Here is a 15,976-nt window from a genome sequence, read left to right as displayed (position 1 = left end):
CTCAACCCAGCTTCGAGACGTCCCGCACCGCGCCCTTGTCCGCGCTCGTCGCCATCGCGGCGTAGGCGCGCAGGGCGGCCGAGACCTTGCGGTCGCGGGCGACCGGGGCGTAGACGCCGTTCAGGGCGGCGCGGCGGGTGGCCAGCTCGTCGTCGGAGACGAGGAGCTCGATCGAACGGTTCGGGATGTCGATGCGGATGCGGTCGCCGTCCTGGACGAGGGCGATCGTGCCGCCGGACGCCGCCTCGGGCGAGGCGTGGCCGATCGACAGGCCCGACGTGCCACCGGAGAAGCGGCCGTCCGTGACCAGGGCGCAGGTCTTGCCGAGGCCGCGGCCCTTGAGGAACGACGTCGGGTAGAGCATCTCCTGCATGCCGGGGCCGCCCTTGGGACCCTCGTAGCGGATGACCACGACGTCGCCGTGCGTGACCTCCTTCTTGAGGATCTTGTCGACGGCTTCCTCCTGCGATTCACAGACGACCGCCGGACCCTCGAACGTCCAGATCGACTCGTCGACGCCCGCCGTCTTCACGACACAGCCGTCGACCGCCAGGTTGCCCCTGAGGACCGCGAGGCCGCCGTCCTTCGAGTACGCGTGTTCGGCGGACCGGATGCAGCCGTTCTCGGCGTCCATGTCGAGGGCTTCCCAGCGCTCCGACTGGGAGAACGCCTCCGCCGAGCGGACGCAGCCGGGGGCCGCGTGCCACATCTCGACGGCCTCCGCGGACGGGGAGCCCGCGCGCACGTCCCACGTCTTCATCCAGTCGGAGAGTGACGGGCTGTGGACGGAGTGGACGTCCTCGTTCAGGAGGCCGGCGCGGTGGAGCTCGCCCAGCAGGGCGGGGATGCCGCCGGCGCGGTGCACGTCCTCCATGTAGTACGTGCGGTCCTTCGCCACGTTCGGCGCGACCTTGGAGAGGCACGGCACGCGGCGCGAGACCTCGTTGATCTCGTCCAGACCGAAGGCGACGCCCGCCTCCTGCGCGGCGGCCAGCAGGTGCAGGATCGTGTTGGTGGAGCCGCCCATGGCGATGTCGAGGGCCATGGCGTTCTGGAAGGCGGCGAAGGTGGCGACGTTACGCGGCAGGACCGACTCGTCGTCCTCCTCGTAGTACCGGCGCGTGATGTCCATGACGGTGCGGGCCGCGTTCTCGTACAGCGCCTTGCGGGCCGTGTGCGTCGCGAGGACCGTGCCGTTGCCGGGGAGGGAGAGGCCGATGGCCTCTGTCAGGCAGTTCATCGAGTTGGCCGTGAACATGCCGGAACAGGAGCCGCAGGTCGGACAGGCGTTCTCCTCGATACGGAGGATGTCCTCGTCCGAGATCTTGTCGTTCACGGCATCGGAGATCGCGTCGACCAGGTCGAGCGTGCGGACGGTGCCGTCGACCAGGGTGGCGCGGCCGGACTCCATCGGGCCGCCGGAGACGAAGACCGTCGGGATGTTCAGGCGCAGGGCCGCCATCAGCATGCCGGGCGTGATCTTGTCGCAGTTCGAGATGCAGATCAGGGCGTCGGCGCAGTGCGCCTCGACCATGTACTCGACGCTGTCCGCGATCAGGTCGCGGGAGGGGAGCGAGTAGAGCATGCCGCCGTGGCCCATCGCGATGCCGTCGTCGACGGCGATCGTGTTGAACTCGCGCGCGATGCCGCCCGCCGCCGTGATCGCGTCGGAGACGATGCGGCCGACCGGCTGGAGGTGGGTGTGGCCGGGCACGAACTCGGTGAACGAGTTGGCCACGGCGATGATCGGCTTCCGGCCGATGTCCGCACCGGGTACCCCGGAGGCACGCATAAGGGCGCGTGCGCCCGCCATGTTGCGTCCGTGGGTGACTGTGCGGGACCTCAGCTCGGGCATCGTCGCTCGCTCCTTCAAGGGCCCTTTCAGGGGCCCGTGCGGCAGATAGGGCTGCTATCGAGCGTACGCCGCCGATCCAAGATCCGGACAGGGTGTCCGGAATACGGGACGCGCGTCTCGCCCTGCGTGCCTCCGACGGTGGCGTCCCGTCCGGGCACCCCGGCCCCGTGTCCCGTCCGGGCGCCCGCCCGGCTCCGTCAGCCCGTCCGCCTACTCCGAGCGCACAGCACGTGCCCGCAGGGGCTCGTCACTCCCCCGTCAGATGTCCTTGCACCACCGGTGCCACCCGCTCGACGATCCGCTCCATGTCCGCCGACGCCAGCGGTTCCACCTTGATCACGTAACGCAGCATCGCGATCCCCACGAGCTGCGCCGCCGCCAGCTCCGCCCTGAGCTCGGCCTCCTCGGGCGGCAGGTCCAGCTGCCGGGCGATCTTCCGCAGCAGCTGTACGGCGACCAGGCGCCGGAAGACGGCCGCCGCGGTCTCGTTGTTCACGGCCGAGCGGACGATCGCGAGAAGCGGGGCGCGCGTCGCCGGGTTCTCCCACACGGAGAAGATGAAGCGGGTGAGGCGCTCGCCGACGCCGTCCAGCGGGCCGTCCTCGATCGCGGCCGGCGCGTCCAGGGCGGGGGCGAAGGCGACCTCGATGGACGCCTCGAACACCTGCTCCTTCGTACCGAAGTAGTGGTGCACCAGCGCCGCGTCCACGCCCGCCGCCTTGGCGATGCCGCGTACCGACGTCTTCTCGTAGCCGCGCTCGGAAAACTCCGCGCGAGCGGCCTCCAGGATGCGGTCGCGGGTCGCGGGGCCCGCCGCCTCCGTCTGCGTACGGGAGGGCCGCCCCCTGCGGCGTACGGGCGGGACGTCCGGGTCGGTCATGAGCGGGGGACCCGGACCGCCGACGCGAGGTGCAGACGGGTGAAGGCGAGGGCCTCGGCGAGGTCGGCCTCACGTTCGGCGCTGGACATGGCGCGGCGGGTGTTGACCTCGATCACGACGTGCCCGTCGAAGCCGGTCAGGGCGAGGCGCTCCAGGAGCTCGGCGCAGGGCTGCGTGCCGCGGCCGGGGACCAGGTGCTCGTCCTTCGCCGATCCCCTGCCGTCCGCGAGATGGACGTGGCCGAGGCGGTCGCCCATGCGGTCGATCATCGACATCGCGTCGGTGCGGGCCGTGGCGGTGTGGCTGAGGTCGATCGTGAAGTGCCGGTAGTCGTGCTTGGTGACGTCCCAGTCGGGGGCGTACGCGAGCATCTCGCGGTCGCGGTAGCGCCAGGGGTACATGTTCTCGACAGCGAAGCGGACGTCCGTCTCGTCGGCCATGCGCCAGATGCCGTCGACGAAGTCGCGCGCGTACTGGCGCTGCCAGCGGAAGGGCGGGTGGACGACGACCGTGGACGCGCCCAGCTTCTCGGCCGCCGACTTCGCGCGCTGGAGCTTGGTCCACGGGTCCGTGGACCAGACGCGCTGCGTGATCAGCAGACAGGGCGCGTGCACGGCGAGGATCGGGACCTGGTGGTAGTCGGAGAGCCGACGCAGGGCCTCGATGTCCTGGCTGACGGGGTCGGTCCAGACCATGACCTCGACGCCGTCGTAGCCCAGGCGTGCCGCGATCTCGAAGGCCGTCGCCGTCGACTCCGGATAGACCGAGGCCGTCGACAGGGCGACCTTCGCATCCGGGATGCGCACCACTGGTTCTGCCACGGAGACAGAGTACGGGCCCCGGCTGAGGCCCGGGGAGGTGGTCGGCCCGCGGGTGCTGTGGGGTGCGCCTCAGTACGGCGGCGGTCCGACGGGCGGGCCCTGACGGCAGACCCGAGCGGGCGGACCCGGGCGGTGACCGGAGCCGTCCCCGCCCGGTGCCGGTGACCGCGCCCCGGCCTCCGGCGACGCCATGCGCCCTCAGACCCCCGGCATGTGGTCGAGCCGCCTGAGGATCACGCCCTCCCGGAGTGCCCAGGGGCAGACCTCCAGGGTCTCCACCCCGAACAGGTCCATGGCCCCCTCGGCCACCAGCGCGCCCGCGAGCAGCTGGCCCGCGCGGCCCTCCGAGACCCCGGGGAGCTCGGCGAGCTCCGCCTCCGTCATCGCGGCCAGGCGCGGCACCCAGTCCTCCAGGGACTTGCGCTTCAGCTCCCGCTGGACGTACAGCCCCTCGGTGGAGCGGGCCGCTCCGGCCAGGCGTGCGAGCTGCTTGAACGTCTTGGACGTGGCCACGACGTGATCGGGCTTGCCGAAGCGCGTGAACTCGCCGACCGAGCGTGCGATCTGCGCCCGTACGTGCCTGCGCAGCGCCTTGATGTCCGCAGGGTCCGGCGGGTCGCTCGGCAGCCAGCCCGCCGTCAGACGGCCCGCACCGAGCGGCAGCGACACCGCGGCGTCGGGCTCCTCGTCGATGCCGTACGCGATCTCGAGGGAGCCGCCGCCGATGTCCAGGACGAGCAGCTTCCCGGCCGACCAGCCGAACCAGCGACGGGCCGCGAGGAAGGTGAGCCGGGCCTCCTCCTCGCCGGTGAGGACGCGCAGCTCGACGCCGGTGTCCTCCTTGACCCGGGCGAGTACCTCGTCCGCGTTGCTGGCCTCGCGTACGGCCGAGGTGGCGAAGGGCACGAGGTCCTCGACGCCCTTGTCCTCGGCCGCCTCCAGGGCGTCCCGCACGGTGGCGGTCAGCCGGGCCACGCCGTCGGGGCTGATGGCGCCGCGGTCGTCGAGGAGTTGCGCGAGCCGCAGCTCCGCCTTGTGCGAGTGCGCGGGCAGCGGGCGCGCGCCCGGGTGCGCGTCCACCACAAGCAAGTGCACCGTGTTCGAACCCACGTCGAGGACACCGAGTCTCATATACGGAACGCTACTGCGCGTGGCGCGGACGTCAGTCCCCGAGGGCACCGCAGCGCGCTTACCCTGGAACCGTGCCAAAGACGAAAAAGGCCAACGCCGACAAGAGCGACAAGCGCGGTAAGAGCGACAAGGAAGCCAAGTCGGCCACTAAGCCGTCGAAGGCGCCGAAGTCCAAGGAATCAGGGACGAAGCAGTCCGGTACGAAGGGTTCATCGCCGAAGGTGTCATCGCCGAAAGGTTCCGCCCCTGACGAGAAGGGTCTGGACTTCGCCCGCGCCTGGGTCGAGTTCCCCGACCCCGCGGACGACGAGCAGATCTTCCGCTGCGACCTGACGTGGCTGACCTCGCGCTGGAGCTGCATCTTCGGGAGCGGCTGCCAGGGCATCCAGGCGGGCCGCGCGGACGACGGCTGCTGCACGCTCGGCGCCCACTTCTCCGACGAGGACGACGAGAAGCGCGTGGCCGGGTTCGTGGCGCGGCTCACGCCCGACATCTGGCAGCACCACGATGTCGGTACGCAGACGGGCTGGGTCTCCGAGGACGAGGACGGCGAGCGCCAGACCCGCCCGTACAAGGGCTCGTGCATCTTCCAGAACCGGCCCGGATTCAAGGGCGGCGCGGGCTGCTCGCTGCACATCCTGGCGATCAAGGAGGGCCGCGAGCCCCTGGAGACCAAGCCGGACGTGTGCTGGCAGCTGCCGGTCCGCCGGACCTACGAGTGGATCGACCGGCCCGACGACACTCGCGTGCTCCAGGTGTCCATCGGTGAGTACGACCGCCGCGGCTGGGGTTCGGGCGGCCACGATCTGCACTGGTGGTGCACCTCGGCGACGTCGGCCCACGGGGCGGGCGACCCGGTGTACGTCTCCTACCGGCCCGAGCTGACCGAGCTCATGGGCAAGGAGGGCTACGACCGTCTCGCCGAGCTGTGCGAGGAGCGCCTGGCCTCCCAGCTGCCGCTGCTCGCGCCGCATCCGGCGGATCCCACCACCGCTTCCTGAGACCTGCCCCCGCCGGCTCCCACCGGCCCGCGCTAGCCGCCGCTCGGGCTCGCGCCGCCGCCGTCACCCGGCGGCGGTGACGAGTCCGTGGGGGCCGACGGGCTCGGTGACGGATCGGACGGCGTGGGGCTCTGGCCGGACGGGGTGGGGTCCGGGTCGGACGGGCCCGGGTCGGACGGCGTGGGGTCGGACGGGCGGGGGCCCGGGTTTCCCGTGTTCGACGGGTCGGGGCCCGGGTCCGAGGTGCCGGGCTGCGAGGGTCCCGAACTCCCGTGTCCCTCCATTGAGATGACTGCCCCTGAGGGGTCGATGCCGATGCGCGCCGACCAGTGACCGGCGGGCTCCCGGTCGTGATCGACGTACACCCGGATCGTGAACGACTCTCCGGGCCGCAGGGTTCCCGACGTGCTCGTCAGGTACAGCCAGCTCGCTCCGGTGTGTGCGGACCAGTGGACCGGTGAACTCCCGGACGCCGTCAGCGTGATGAGGGTCGCGGAGCCGCTCGGCTGCGCCTCCACGGTGAGCCGGCCCGGGCCGGAGCGCGAGGGCCCGCCGGGGCTGATGACCTCCACGGAGACGTCCGGGGAGCGGCTGCCCGCGGTGAAACGCGGGTCGGGGGTCGTGCGCGCGTTGCCCGCGTTCTCGTAGGCGCCGTCCGCGCGGTTGCCGTCGAGCCCGCCCGGGTCGCCGGCCTCGCTCGCGCTGATCGAGCGCCCGTCCTGACCCTCGCCCGTCTGCGGCGCCCCCCGGTACGCCGCCCACAGCGCCAGCACCGGGGCGGCCACGACGGTGGCGACGACCGTCGTCGTGACGGCACGCGCGCGTAGCCGGTCCCGGCGGGCCGCCCTGTCCTTGGGGTCCATCGGGAAGCCACGCCGGTCGAAGCGGGGGGCCTCGCCTCGCTGGGGGCGGTCGGCGTGGGCCATCGCCCGGTGCAGGGCCGCGCGCGGGGCCGTCGCGAGGGGCAGGGCGGCCGGGGTGACCGCCGTGCCGGGCCAGGCGCCGGGGGCGGCGCGCTCGGCGGTGCGGCGGCAGCGGGGGCAGTCGTCGACGTGCCGGACCAGTTCGCGGCGCAGGGCGGAGCTCAGCAGCAGCTGGTTGTCTCCGGTGAGGCGGGCGACGCTCGGGCAGGTGCCCGTCTCCACCACGGCGAGAGCGGCGCGGGTGCGTTCCACCTCGCAGGCGGCGGAGGCGAGCAGTTCCCGGGTGAGCCCCGGGTCCGTACCCAGTGCGGCGGCGACTTCTCGGGGCGACAGCTGATGCCGTACGGCCAGCTCCAGCGCCTCGCGCTGCTCGGGCGTCGTGCCGGCGGCCTCCGGCCAGGCCAGGAGCGCGAGCTCTCGGCGGCGCTGCGCCTGGATCTCCTCGGAAGGGGCCTCTTCGGCGTGCGGGGCTTCGGGGTGGGCGCGGCCCGAGTGCGTCCCCTGTCTGCGACGCTTCGCCTCCGCCAGCGCCCGCAGGCACGACCAGCGCGCGAGCGCGTACAGCCACGCCTTACGGTCGCTCTCGGTTTCGGGGCCGCGGGAGCCGCGGCGTTCGGCGAGCGCCAGGGCATTGCCCAGCGCCGCGACGGCGTCGTCGTGATCGCACAGGACGGACAGGCAGTACGTGAACAGGCCGTCCAGGTAAGGCTCGTAGCGCGATGTCGGGCGCGCGGGTACGGCCCGCGGCGCAGGTCGCCCGGGCCCGTCGCGGTGCGCCCGGTGTGCGCCGGTGGTCTGCGTGGGGGTTTCCGGCCTGCTGGTCATCACCCGTGCGACCGTAGGCGGATGGTGGCGCACCCTTCCTCCCCCTTGGGGACATTTAATCCGTACGGGTGAAACGATCCCTCAAAGGGGGACGGGAATACTAAATTCCGTACAAGGGAACATGCGCTCGGCGCATATATGTGCGCCGGGGCGCACGGGCGCACACCCGGCGCGGGGCCCTCCGTGCGGCGACGGGTGGTGGCGGGAGGCGGGTAGCGGCAGGTGGCGGCGGGGTGATGGTGGTCGGCGCCGGCTTGTCAGTGGTCTCGGTTACGGTTCGGTGCATGGCTGCCCGTACGAAATCCGGCAAGGACCGGCCGTCCTACCGCTGCACCGAGTGCGGCTGGCAGACGGCGAAATGGCTGGGTCGCTGCGGCGAGTGCCAGGCGTGGGGGACGGTCGAGGAGTACGGCGCGCCCGCCGTGCGGACGACCGCGCCCGGCCGGGTCACGACGTCCGCCGTCCCGATCGGCCAGGTCGACGCCCGGCAGGCCACCGCCCGTTCCACCGGCGTGCCCGAGCTCGACCGGGTCCTCGGCGGGGGCCTCGTCCCCGGCGCCGTCGTCCTGGTCGCGGGCGAGCCCGGCGTCGGCAAGTCCACCCTCCTGCTCGACGTCGCCGCCAAGGCCGCCAGCGACGAGCACCGCACCCTGTACGTCACGGGCGAGGAGTCGGCCAGCCAGGTCCGGATGCGCGCCGACCGCATCAAGGCGATCGACGACCATCTGTATCTCGCCGCCGAGACCGATCTGTCCGCGGTCCTCGGCCACTTGGACGCCGTCAAGCCCAGCCTCCTGATCATGGACTCCGTACAGACCGTCGCCTCCCCCGAGATCGACGGCGCCCCCGGCGGCATGGCCCAGGTCCGCGAGGTCGCCGGCGCCCTGATCCGCGCCTCCAAGGAGCGCGGCATGGCCACCCTCCTCGTGGGTCACGTCACCAAGGACGGCGCCATCGCCGGACCCCGCCTCCTCGAGCACCTCGTGGACGTCGTCCTCTCCTTCGAAGGCGACCGGCACGCGCGCCTGCGCCTCGTGCGCGGCGTGAAGAACCGGTACGGGACGACCGACGAGGTCGGCTGCTTCGAGTTGCACGACGAAGGCATCACCGGACTCGCCGACCCCAGCGGGCTGTTCCTCACCCGTCGCGACGAACCCGTCCCGGGCACCTGCCTGACCGTCACCCTGGAGGGGCGGCGGCCTCTCGTCGCCGAGGTCCAGGCCCTCACCGTCGACTCCCAGATCCCGTCCCCTCGGCGCACCACGTCCGGTCTGGAGACGTCTCGCGTCTCGATGATGCTCGCCGTGCTGGAGCAGCGCGGGCGGATCAGCGCCCTGGGGAAGCGGGACATCTACTCCGCGACCGTCGGCGGCGTGAAGCTCTCCGAGCCCGCCGCGGACCTCGCGATCGCCCTCGCCCTCGCCAGCGCCGCGAGCGACACCCCGCTTCCCAAAAACCTCGTCGCGATCGGTGAAGTCGGCCTCGCGGGCGAGGTCAGACGGGTGACGGGCGTGCAGCGCCGGCTCGCCGAGGCGCACCGGCTCGGCTTCACCCACGCCCTCGTGCCGAGCGATCCCGGCAAGGTGCCCGCCGGTATGAAGGTCACCGAAGTCGCCGACATGGGGGATGCTCTGCGCGTGCTGCCGAGGAGCCGTCGCCGAGAGGCCCCACGGGAGACGGAGGAGCGCCGGTAGACTTTGCCCTGGTCTCGCCCGTGCGTACGAACCCTGGGCATTCAAGATCTGCGCGTTTCGCAAGATCTGGGACTTCTGCGATATCTGCGACATCTGCGACCGGAGGAGTGCAGTGGCAGCCAACGACCGGGCAGCAGCTCCCGGCAAGTCCGGCGGGAGCTCCGGTGCCGATGGGCTGATGCGCGCCTCACTGAGCGCGGTCGCGCCCGGTACGGCGCTGCGTGACGGCCTCGAGCGAATCCTCCGCGGCAACACCGGCGGACTCATCGTTCTCGGCTGGGACAAGACCGTCGAGTCGATGTGTACCGGCGGTTTCATCCTGGACGTCGAGTTCACCGCGACGCGCCTGCGCGAGCTGTGCAAGCTCGACGGCGGCATCGTCATCGACAAGGACATCACCAAGATCCTGCGGGCGGGCGTCCAGTTGGTGCCCGACCCCACGATCCCCACGGAGGAGACGGGCACGCGGCACCGCACCGCGGACCGGGTGAGCAAGCAGGTCAGCTTCCCCGTGGTCTCGGTGTCGCAGTCGATGCGGCTCATCGCCCTTTACGTGGACGGGCAGCGGCGCGTTCTCGAGGACTCGGCCGCGATTCTGTCGCGTGCGAATCAGGCGCTCGCCACTCTTGAGCGGTACAAGCTCCGCTTGGACGAGGTGGCCGGGACGCTCTCCGCGCTCGAGATCGAGGATCTCGTGACCGTGCGCGATGTGACCGCGGTCGCGCAGCGGCTGGAGATGGTGCGGCGCATCGCCACCGAGATCGCCGAGTACGTGGTGGAGCTCGGGACGGACGGGCGACTGCTCGCCCTTCAGCTCGACGAGTTGATCGCCGGGGTGGAGCCCGAGCGGGAGCTCGTCATTCGGGACTATGTGCCCGAACCTACGGCCAAGCGGTCCCGGACCGTTGACGAGGCGCTCTTCGAACTCGACGCGCTGACGCATGCCGAGCTTCTCGAACTTCCCACTGTGGCACGCGCGTTGGGGTACACCGGGTCCCCGGAGACCCTGGACTCGGCCGTTTCGCCTCGTGGGTTCCGGCTGTTGGCGAAGGTGCCTCGGCTGCCCGGGGCCATCATTGACCGGCTCGTCGAGCACTTCGGCGGGCTGCAGAAGCTGCTCGCCGCCAGCGTCGATGATCTGCAGACGGTGGACGGCGTCGGGGAGGCCCGCGCCCGGAGCGTGCGGGAAGGGCTGTCGCGGTTGGCCGAGTCGTCGATCCTGGAGCGGTACGTCTAGGAGTTTTCGGGGGCTGGTGGCTGGCGGCTGGGGGCTGGTGGCTGAGGGCTAGGAGCTCGTCGCCGCTGCCGCCTAGGGCCCCGGATCTCGTGGGCGCTGCTGCCTAGGCCCCGGAGCTCGTGGGCGCTGCTGCAGGGGCCCCTGCGGCCCTCGGGTGGTTCTCTGGCGCCGCCTTCGGGTGCGGGACCGCGCCGGGATGTACGTGCTCGCTGTTCTACGGGGCCTCGTCACCCAGTTGGTTACCTGTACGTGGTGCTGGTGGCTCCGCGCGCACATCCCGCCACGGCCCCTCCTGTTTCGTACGCGGCCACCGGCCGGTGGGGTGCTCGCTGCTCCCTCCTCGTTTCGTACGCGGACACCGGTGGGTGGTTGCGCTTTGAGCGCTTTGAGCCTGCCCGTTTCATGCCGGGCTGATCACCGGTCGGTGCACTTCGAGCCTGCCCGTTTCATGCCGGGCTGATCGCCGGTCGGTGCGCTTTGGGCCCGCCCGTTTCATGCCGGGCCGGCCGCCTGTGGGCGCTTGTTGGCCCGTCTCTCTGTGGGGCTGATCGCGTCGCCGGTTGGCGCTTCGGGCGGGATTTCCCGTCAGGGGCCGGCGGTCGGCGTCAGTCCTTGGCCAGTACGAAGGATGTCTGGGACTTGGGGAGTTGGGGCGCCTTTGCCTCTACCAGGTAGGTGCCTGGCGTTGCCGGGCCCGTCTTCGGGGTTGCGCACTCGGGGGCGCTCGCCTTGCGGTCCCATTCGATGGTGTGCGTGATGTGGGCGCCCGCCGGTACGCGCAGCAGGAGGCTCCCGGCACCCTTGGGACAGTCGCCGGAGGACCAGATCTCGGTGTCGCTGGACGCTTGAGTGATCGTCAGAACCGCGCTCTTCGGGCCCAGATCGACCTTGCAGTCCTTCGCCGTCGTGTTCTTGGCGGACAGCTCGAACTTCGGCTTGTCGCCCGGCGCGTACGAGTTGTGGACGCTGCGCAGCATCAGGGTCACGCCGCCTGTCGTGCAGTCGGGCAGGCTCGAACCCGCGGGGAGTCGGTCGCCCGCGCCCGTGCCGCCCTTCGCGCCGTCATCGGATCCCGCCCCTGAGCCGGCCGTGTCGGAACCCGAGCCCGGACCCTCGCCGTTGGCGCCGTCGGAGGAACCGTCCTCACCGCCGCCACCGCCCGACTCGTCGCGGCCGCCCGGGTGTTCGCTGATCGCCGGTCCTGACCCGGAGGGGCCGGGCGTGATGGAGGAGGGCGCGGTGTCCTTGCCGTTCGAGCCACCGGCGCCGGTCTTGCTGCCTCCGCCACCGGAGTTGACGGCCCATACGATCAGCAGCGCGAGCAGCGCCACCATGGACAGCAGAACGGCCCTCCGTCGCCAGTAAATGGTGGAGGGAAGCGGCCCGATCGGATTGCGCAGAGATCCCACGGCGCAAACTGTACGAGAGATCAGCCCGTTCTCCCGCCCCCACCCGCCGCCACGGCCCACGAGTTTTGCGGATCATAGTCCCGGGCGGCGGTCTCGGCGCGGGACAACCCCTGTCTTTCGTCAGGTACGGGACGAGACCATCGCGGGATGTGACGGTGCTGGGGCATTACGTACCGTCCCTGTCATGGGAATCTTCGACTCCGACCTCTATCGCGACATCACCGGCTTCGCCCACGACACCCCGTCGTGGTTCCAGCACCTCATGGAGGTGTTCACCGAACTGGGGCTGTTGGTCTTCGCCGTGCTCTTCGTCGCCGCCTGGTGGCGGGCCCGACGCGGTGATCCACGAGCCCTGGCCGTCGCGGTGCTCGCCCCGCTGGCCACCGGCGTCGCCTATGTGTGCAGCGAGCTGGTCAAGTCCGGTGTCGACGAAGAGCGTCCCTGCCGGGCCGTATCCGGCGCCCTGACCTCTCTTGTCGCGTGTCCGCCTCACGGCGACTGGTCGTTCCCCAGCAACCACGCCACCATCGCGGCCGCCTCCGCCGTCGGCCTCACCCTCGCCTGGCCCGCCATCGGCCGGCTCACCATCCCGCTCGCCCTCCTCATGGCCTTCTCCCGCGTCTTCGTCGGCGTCCACTACCCGCACGACGTGGCGGTGGGGCTGGTGGTCGGGGCTCTTGTCTCGTTCGTCGTGGTGCGCCTCTGCGCGAGGAGTGGGGCTCGGGTCGTCGTTGCCATGCGGGGGTCCGGGAGCGGGGCCGTTCGCTGGTTCGCCGGGCCGGGGGTGGTGGGCAGGTACGTGGCCGTCGGCGGTCATCGGCGGTGATCAGACCAGGCCCGCCTCGTACGCCACGATGGCCGCCTGCACTCTGTTCCTGACCTCCAGGCGGTCCAGGACCGCGCTCACGTAGGCCTTCACCGTGCCCTCCACCAGGTGCAGGCGGCGCGCGATCTCCGGGTTCGAGAGGCCCGCGCCCACCAGGCCAAGCACCTCCCGTTCGCGTGGTGTGAGCGTGGCCACGCGGGCCCTGGCCGCCGCCTCTCGGCCCAGGCGCTGTGCCCCCAAGCCGTCGATGACGTGACGTGCCACCTTCGGTGACAGGAACGCGGCACCGTCCGCCACCGCCCTGACCCCCGCCATCAGTTCGTGCGGGTCAGCGGACTTGAGGAGGAATCCGGTGGCCCCGCCGGCCAGGGCACGGGCCACGTACGCGTCCTCCGAGAACGTCGTCAGCATCGCCACCGCCGTGTCCGGCACGGCTCGTACCATCTCCTCCGCCGCCGCCAGGCCGTCCAGGCGCGGCATACGGATGTCCAGGAGCGCCACGTCGGGGCGGTGGGCCTGCGCCAGGCTCACCGCCTCGCGGCCGTCCGCCGCCTCCGCCACCACCTCGAAGTCGCCGCCCGCCGCGAGGATCGCGCTCACGCCCGCCCGGACCATCGCCTCGTCGTCCGCCAGCAGCACTCGGATCATCTCGCCCACTCCCGCCTCTGTTCCTGCACCTGGTCCGTTGTGCCTGGCCTGGGGATCACACTCTTCTCCAGCAGTTCGTGGCGGTCGTCCTTGTCGAAGCAGAGCCTGAAGTGGTCCACGGGGACGAACAGTTCGCCGCTCGCCCTGTAGTAGCGGCAGTCCGTTCCCGGTGGTGGTGGGGTCGGGGCCCGGTCCACCGGCGGGTCGCTGATCGTGCGGTCCGGCAGCCGCGGGACCGTCTCCTCCAGCGGCGTTCCGATCTTCAGGGCCACGTACGCGGTCGGCGTCAGCACCGCGTGCGTCTTCGTGTACGCGTACCAGGCGAACGCCCCTCCGATCAGGACCGCCCCCACCGCTGCCGCCGCCCCGAACGCCACCCCGACCCTGCGGTGTGCCAGGCGCCTCGCCGATGTGAAGAGGGCCCCCGGTGTTGCGGTGTCGGGGCCGGCTGTCTTCCTGGTCGGGATGTTGGCGCTGACGCGGTAGCCCTCCCCGTGCGGGCCGGCCTCGAACGAGCCGCCCAGTGCCGTGACGCCGGCCCGCAGGCCGATGAGGCCCGTGCCGCTGCCCGCCGGGCCCGCGCGGTGCCGGGGGCGGCCGTTCGTGATGTCCACCGTCGTCCCGCTCTCGTTCTGCGCGTGTTCGACGGTGACGGGGGCTCCGGGGGCGTGCTTCGCCGCGTTCGTCAGTGCTTCCTGGATCACTCGGTAAGTGGTTCGGGTGGTGGTGGCGCTGGTCGCGGTGGTGTCTGTTCTGTGCAGGGTCACTGGGAGGCCTGAGTCCGCCGCCCTTTCGATCAGGGCCGCGATGCTTTCGCCCGGTGGCGCCAACGGGGCCGGCTCGTCGTCCTCGCGCAGCAGGCCGACCATGTCGTGCAGGCGGTCCGTCGCGTCCGACGCCGCCGCGCGCAGTTCGGCCGCCGCCGTGCGGTGCGCCTCGGCCATGCCCGGTGCCACCTGGAGCGCGCCCGCGCGCAGTGCGATGAGGCTCAGTTCGTGGCCCAGTGAGTCGTGCATGTCCTGGGCGATCCTGGCCCGCTCCCGCAGCCTCGCGCGGTCGGCGATGATCCGGTGCTCGCGTTCCAGCTGCTCCGCCCGCGCCCAGCCCGCCGCGGTCAGCTCCCGGCTCTGGCGCCAGTAGCGGCCGATCAACCAGGGGAAGACCGCGCCGAACAGCAGCGTGCCCATGAGGACCAGCCACTCGGCGGCCGGGTCGACCTGGCGTACCGCGATCTTGGCCGTGCCCGCCGCCGCCACCGCCGCGAACGAGAGCAGCGCGACACCCGTCGCCGTGCCGCGCAGGCCCAGCAGGAAGGCGAAGACCGCCGGCGCGCAGCCGTACGAGAGCGTGAAGAGGGAGGGCGACGTCGCGATGCCCGGTGCGGCCGCGAGCAGGAGCGCCGTCGCGGGCCAGGTGCGGTGCAGGGCCGTCGCGGCGGCCAGCACCGCGAGGCCGGTGAGCTGCGCCCACAGCGGGGTTCGCTCCAGGCCGAGGCGCCCCGCGGCGGCGACAGGGACGGCCAGGGCCGCCCAGAGCAAGAGGCCCGTGCTGCGGGCTGGAGGTCTCACGTCTTCCGACGGTACAAGCGCCGGCCGGGTCGCCGCCCCTGCCGATCGTCAGGGGCGGGCGTCAAACGAGCGCGGCCGAGCCAACCCGTTTGCGTCACAGCGTGGCCGCGTCGTCCCCGCTCCCCATGGCAGGATCGTCCTGCCATGAATGCGCCCACGAACACCAGCACCGAGTCCCTTCACGCCCCCGTCATCGACTGGTTCGCGGAGAACGCCCGCGACCTGCCGTGGCGCCGCCCCGACGCGGGTCCCTGGGGCGTGATGGTCAGCGAGTTCATGCTCCAGCAGACGCCGGTGAGCCGCGTCCTTCCCGTGTACGAGCAGTGGATCGCGCGGTGGCCTCGCCCCGCCGATCTGGCCAAGGAGGCGCCCGGCGAGGCCGTGCGCGCCTGGGGCAGGCTCGGCTATCCGCGCCGCGCGCTGCGGCTGCACGGCGCCGCCGTCGCCATAACGGAGCGGCACAGCGGCGACGTACCCACCGCTCACTCCCAGCTGCTCGCGCTGCCCGGCATCGGCGAGTACACGGCCGCCGCCGTGGCCTCCTTCGCGTACGGGCAGCGGCACGCCGTCCTCGACACGAACGTGCGGCGCGTGTTCGCGCGGGCCGTGAGCGGTGTGCAGTACCCGCCGAACGCCACGACCGCGGCCGAACGCAAGCTCGCCCGCGCCCTGTTGCCCGAGCAGGAGTCGACGGCCTCGCGCTGGGCCGCCGCCTCCATGGAGCTCGGCGCCCTCATCTGCACGGCGAAGAACGAGAGTTGCCACCGCTGCCCCATCGCCGCCCAGTGCGCCTGGCGGCTCGCCGGCAAGCCCGACCACGCCGGTCCGCCGCGCCGCGGGCAGACGTACGCGGGCACGGACCGGCAGGTCCGCGGGAAGCTGCTCGCCGTGCTGCGGGAGGCCGTCTCGCCCGTTCCCCAGGCGGCGTTGGACCGCGTGTGGGACGAGCCGGTGCAGCGGGCGCGCGCCCTCGACGGGCTCGTCGCGGACGGGCTCGTGGAGCCGATGCCGGACGGCTTCTACCGACTGCCGCTGAGCTGAGGGGCGTACGGGTTTACCCACTCCTTACGTCTGTTACACAACCGACGGACAGCCGTGCGCCCGTCGCAGGCTGAAGCGGACAACCCCGTGACAACGCCTCCGTAGCTTCTTCCGTGT

The 15,976-nt window shown here is 71.9% G+C and carries 13 protein-coding genes; 5 read left to right on the top strand and 8 right to left on the bottom strand.

Annotated features, from left to right (window positions below):
- Window position 1: 1 nt before the first annotated feature.
- The 4 genes from ilvD to LGI35_RS25345 form a co-directional block, all read right to left on the bottom strand.
- Window positions 2-1,855 (bottom strand): dihydroxy-acid dehydratase, encoded by a 1,854-nt coding sequence (ilvD, locus tag LGI35_RS25360; RefSeq protein ID WP_227296636.1) that lies wholly within the window; start codon window positions 1,853-1,855, stop codon window positions 2-4.
- Between the two features lie 247 nt (window positions 1,856-2,102).
- Window positions 2,103-2,735, bottom strand: coding sequence for a TetR/AcrR family transcriptional regulator (locus tag LGI35_RS25355; RefSeq protein ID WP_116511413.1), 633 nt, complete (start codon window positions 2,733-2,735; stop codon window positions 2,103-2,105).
- Window positions 2,732-3,556, bottom strand: coding sequence for a sugar phosphate isomerase/epimerase family protein (locus tag LGI35_RS25350; protein ID WP_227296635.1), 825 nt, complete (start codon window positions 3,554-3,556; stop codon window positions 2,732-2,734). The genes LGI35_RS25355 and LGI35_RS25350 overlap by 4 nt, the downstream gene beginning before the upstream one ends.
- Before the next feature lie 198 nt (window positions 3,557-3,754).
- Window positions 3,755-4,687 (bottom strand): Ppx/GppA family phosphatase, encoded by a 933-nt coding sequence (locus tag LGI35_RS25345; protein WP_227296634.1) that lies wholly within the window; start codon window positions 4,685-4,687, stop codon window positions 3,755-3,757.
- Between the two features lie 71 nt (window positions 4,688-4,758).
- Between LGI35_RS25345 and LGI35_RS25340 the strand changes: the two genes are divergently transcribed.
- Entirely contained in the window at window positions 4,759-5,688 is a 930-nt protein-coding gene (locus tag LGI35_RS25340; protein WP_227296633.1) for a DUF3109 family protein, read from the top strand.
- Between the two features lie 32 nt (window positions 5,689-5,720).
- On the opposite strand, the gene LGI35_RS25335 is transcribed toward LGI35_RS25340, so the two are convergent.
- Window positions 5,721-7,436: a BACON domain-containing protein gene (locus tag LGI35_RS25335; protein WP_227296632.1), complete on the bottom strand. Its 1,716-nt coding sequence runs from the start codon at window positions 7,434-7,436 to the stop codon at window positions 5,721-5,723.
- Between the two features lie 284 nt (window positions 7,437-7,720).
- Here LGI35_RS25335 and radA point away from each other — a divergent pair, with 284 nt between their 5' ends.
- Window positions 7,721-9,130, top strand: coding sequence for a DNA repair protein RadA (gene radA, locus LGI35_RS25330; RefSeq protein WP_116511420.1), 1,410 nt, complete (start codon window positions 7,721-7,723; stop codon window positions 9,128-9,130).
- Between the two features lie 112 nt (window positions 9,131-9,242).
- Window positions 9,243-10,367, top strand: coding sequence for a DNA integrity scanning diadenylate cyclase DisA (gene disA / locus LGI35_RS25325; protein ID WP_227296631.1), 1,125 nt, complete (start codon window positions 9,243-9,245; stop codon window positions 10,365-10,367).
- 605 nt (window positions 10,368-10,972) lie between these two features.
- On the opposite strand, the gene LGI35_RS25320 is transcribed toward disA, so the two are convergent.
- Window positions 10,973-11,776 carry a hypothetical protein gene (locus LGI35_RS25320; protein WP_227296630.1) on the bottom strand — a complete coding sequence of 268 codons (804 nt, stop codon included), beginning with the start codon at window positions 11,774-11,776 and terminating at the stop codon, window positions 10,973-10,975.
- Between the two features lie 184 nt (window positions 11,777-11,960).
- On the opposite strand from LGI35_RS25320, the gene LGI35_RS25315 reads away from it, so the two are divergent.
- Complete coding sequence (locus tag LGI35_RS25315; protein ID WP_227296629.1) at window positions 11,961-12,602, top strand: phosphatase PAP2 family protein; 642 nt, start codon at window positions 11,961-11,963, stop codon at window positions 12,600-12,602.
- Here LGI35_RS25315 and LGI35_RS25310 read toward each other — a convergent pair whose 3' ends face one another.
- Complete coding sequence (locus LGI35_RS25310; RefSeq protein WP_227296628.1) at window positions 12,603-13,250, bottom strand: response regulator; 648 nt, start codon at window positions 13,248-13,250, stop codon at window positions 12,603-12,605. It lies immediately after the preceding gene.
- Window positions 13,247-14,818, bottom strand: a complete 1,572-nt coding sequence (locus LGI35_RS25305; RefSeq protein ID WP_227296627.1) for a sensor histidine kinase — start codon at window positions 14,816-14,818, stop codon at window positions 13,247-13,249. Before LGI35_RS25305 ends, LGI35_RS25310 begins: the two co-directional genes overlap by 4 nt.
- A gap of 144 nt (window positions 14,819-14,962) precedes the next feature.
- On the opposite strand from LGI35_RS25305, the gene LGI35_RS25300 reads away from it, so the two are divergent.
- Window positions 14,963-15,859 carry an HhH-GPD family protein gene (locus LGI35_RS25300; protein ID WP_227296626.1) on the top strand — a complete coding sequence of 299 codons (897 nt, stop codon included), beginning with the start codon at window positions 14,963-14,965 and terminating at the stop codon, window positions 15,857-15,859.
- Window positions 15,860-15,976: the final 117 nt, after the last annotated feature.

It is taken from the genome of Streptomyces longhuiensis (genome assembly GCF_020616555.1).
Classification (GTDB): Bacteria; Actinomycetota; Actinomycetes; order Streptomycetales; family Streptomycetaceae; genus Streptomyces; species Streptomyces longhuiensis.
The sequence above is the reverse complement of the archived record's forward strand: the minus strand, read 5'-3'. Positions and strand labels throughout refer to the sequence as shown.

Excerpts from the sequence above, each read along its gene's own strand:
- LGI35_RS25345 (WP_227296634.1), bottom strand. The coding sequence starts at position 4,687 with ATGAGACTCGGTGTCCTCGACGTGGGTTCGAACACGGTGCACTTGCTT.
- LGI35_RS25335 (WP_227296632.1), bottom strand. The coding sequence starts at position 7,436 with ATGACCAGCAGGCCGGAAACCCCCACGCAGACCACCGGCGCACACCGG.
- ilvD (WP_227296636.1), bottom strand. The coding sequence starts at position 1,855 with ATGCCCGAGCTGAGGTCCCGCACAGTCACCCACGGACGCAACATGGCG.
- LGI35_RS25355 (WP_116511413.1), bottom strand. The coding sequence starts at position 2,735 with ATGACCGACCCGGACGTCCCGCCCGTACGCCGCAGGGGGCGGCCCTCC.
- LGI35_RS25310 (WP_227296628.1), bottom strand. The coding sequence starts at position 13,250 with ATGATCCGAGTGCTGCTGGCGGACGACGAGGCGATGGTCCGGGCGGGC.
- LGI35_RS25300 (WP_227296626.1), top strand. The coding sequence starts at position 14,963 with ATGAATGCGCCCACGAACACCAGCACCGAGTCCCTTCACGCCCCCGTC.
- LGI35_RS25315 (WP_227296629.1), top strand. The coding sequence starts at position 11,961 with ATGGGAATCTTCGACTCCGACCTCTATCGCGACATCACCGGCTTCGCC.
- radA (WP_116511420.1), top strand. The coding sequence starts at position 7,721 with ATGGCTGCCCGTACGAAATCCGGCAAGGACCGGCCGTCCTACCGCTGC.